Origin of the sequence: Legionella waltersii (assembly GCF_001468085.1) — a bacterium.
Lineage (GTDB): Bacteria > Pseudomonadota > Gammaproteobacteria > Legionellales > Legionellaceae > Legionella > Legionella waltersii.
The window spans coordinates 446,321-447,726 of sequence record NZ_LNZB01000060.1; the positions used below are offsets into that span (position 1 = coordinate 446,321).

Here is a 1,406-nt window from a genome sequence, read left to right on the forward strand (position 1 = left end):
AAGAAAAACCAGTGGCATTTTATTGTTTAAAATGCCACTAGCAGTTAAGTGTTAAGGCTGTTCATTTTCTCAGTGAGAAATGTCTCGCTGCGCGTGGGGGATTCAGGTCTAAAAAAGCCCCAATTTCTGAAGGGATTGCGGTGCTCTTTGATGGTTTGTTTATGTTTATTTAAAAAGGTACTCATTGTATCACTGAGCTTTTGTTTTGAGTTTGCATTATCCACTTGCTCAAGGTTTTCACACAGTTGTTTGAGTATCTTAATTTTATCCTGAGAGCTCTTTTTCAATCCAAACCAGCTGAATTCATTGCTCAGCGTTTGCGCATGGCTCTCTATTGCCACTTTAAGACGATATTTTTCGCTGTCGCAGATAACGGGTTTTGGGACAGTGCTCAGGAGATTCTGGTTGTTTTGATGCCCCATCCCTAGTTGGCCACCCGCGTTGCTTCCACAGGCAAAGAGCAGTGGCTTTTTATTGCTATCACGGCCAAAGACAAGGGTGTGGAAACCACCTGCGGCGACACCCTCCAGTGAGTTGAGGTCTTGAGGAAGCTCGAGGCGATGCAAGCTGCTCTGGTCAGCATGATGCCCGAGCCCCAGTTTGCCATAACCGTTATCTCCACAGGCAAAGAGTAGTGGCTTTTTATTGCTGTCGAGACCAAAAACAAGGGTGTGGTCCGCACCTGCGACTACACCCTCCAGTGAGTTTAGTGCTTCAGGAATCTCGAGGCGATGCAAGCTGCTCTGGTCTGTATTATGCCCCAGCCCCAGTTGGCCAGAAAAGTTGCGTCCACAGGCAAAGAGCAGTGGCTTGCCTTTGCTGTCACGGCCAAAGACAAGGGTGTGGTAATCACCTGTGGCGACACCCTCCAGTGAGTTTAGTGCTTCAGGAAACTCAAGGCGCTGCAGGCTGGTCTGGTCAGTATTATGCCCCAGCCCCAGTTGGCCGAAGCTGTTGATTCCACAGGCAAAGAGCGCTGGTTTGCCCTTGCTGTCGCGGCCAAAGACAAGGGTGTGGCGAGCACCTGCGGCGACACCCTCCAGTGAGTTTAGTGCTTCAGGAAACTCAAGGCGCTGCAGGCTGCTCCGGTTGTTTTTATCCCCCAGCCCCAGTTGGCCCCAATAGTTATATCCACAGGCAAAGAGCACTGGCTTACCGAAGCTGTCGCAGCCAAAGACAAGGGTATGGAGAGCACCTGCGACGACACCCTCCAGTGAGTTGAGGTCTTCAGGAAGCTTAAGGCGCTGCAGGCCGATCTGGTTTTTTTGATCCCCCAGTCCCAGCTGGCCATGATCGTTCCATCCACAGCCATAGAGCCTGGGCTTGCCTCGGTATTGCGTCAAAATAAACGTGGAACCCACGCCTGCAGATACCACGATTCTACGTCGATGAATTTTTCTTTCTGT

At 50.6% G+C, this 1,406-nt stretch carries 1 protein-coding gene; it reads right to left on the reverse strand.

What is annotated here, in order from left to right:
- Positions 1 to 44: 44 nt before the first annotated feature.
- Positions 45 to 1,406, reverse strand: a 1,362-nt coding sequence (locus Lwal_RS15150; protein ID WP_420798171.1) for an RCC1 domain-containing protein, incomplete at its 5' end; no start/stop codon positions are given.